Origin of the sequence: Nocardia sp. CWNU-33, assembly GCF_046764895.1 — a bacterium.
In the GTDB taxonomy this organism is placed as follows: domain Bacteria; phylum Actinomycetota; class Actinomycetes; order Mycobacteriales; family Mycobacteriaceae; genus Nocardia.
Genome location: NZ_JBKOQN010000122.1, coordinates 1 through 914 on the forward strand (window position 1 = coordinate 1; position 914 = coordinate 914).

Below are 914 nucleotides of genomic sequence, written 5' to 3' on the forward strand. Positions count from 1 at the left end.
GCAGGGCCCGGGCTGTTTCTGGTGTACGCCGTCTGTGGCGTGTTCGTGTTCTTCATCCTGCGCGCGCTCGGTGAGTTGGTGCTGCATCGCCCCTCCTCGGGGTCGTTCGTCTCCTACGCCCGTGAGTTCTATGGTGAGAAGCTGGCTTTCACGGTCGGGTGGATGTACTTCTTCCAGTGGTGTATGACCGGGATCGTGGACATCACGGCCATCGCCACGTATGTCCACTTCTGGGGAGCTTTCGAGGCGATTCCGCAGTGGCTGATCGCACTGGTTGCGCTGGCGTTGGTGGTCAGCATCAATATGGTGTCGGTCAAGTGGTTCGGTGAGCTGGAGTTCTGGGCGGCGATGATCAAGGTCGTCACTCTGGTGACCTTCCTGATTGTCGGCACGATCTTCCTCGCAGGCCGATTCACGATCAAGGGCGAGCACACCGGCCCACAGGTGATCGCCGATAGTGGCGGCTTGTTCCCCAGCGGCATCCTGCCTTTGGTTCTCGTCACCACGGGTGTCGTATTCGCCTACGCCGCGGTCGAATTGGTCGGCACGGCGGCCGGTGAGGCGGAGAACCCGGAGAAGATCATGCCGCGGGCGATCAACTCCGTCATCGCACGCATCGCTTTGTTCTACGTCGGTTCGCTGGTGCTGCTCGGGCTGTTGCTGCCCTACACCGCTTTCAAGTCCGGCGAGAGCCCGTTTGTCACCTTCTTCTCCCGGATCGGTGTCGATGGCGCGGGTTCGGTCATGAATATGGTCGTGCTGACCGCGGCGTTCTCGAGCCTGAACGCCGGTTTGTACTCGACCGGCCGGATCCTGCGGTCGATGTCGATGAACGGCAGTGCGCCTGCTATCGCTTCGCGGATGTCCAGCGGCGGTGTGCCCTATGTCGGCATCCTGGCCACCGGTGCGATCGC

Annotated in this window: 1 protein-coding gene; it reads left to right on the top strand. The window is 61.9% G+C overall.

Going from position 1 to position 914, the window contains the following annotated elements:
- Positions 1–914, top strand: a 914-nt coding sequence (locus ACLMAL_RS39655) for an amino acid permease (RefSeq protein WP_412003776.1), incomplete at both ends; no start/stop codon positions are given.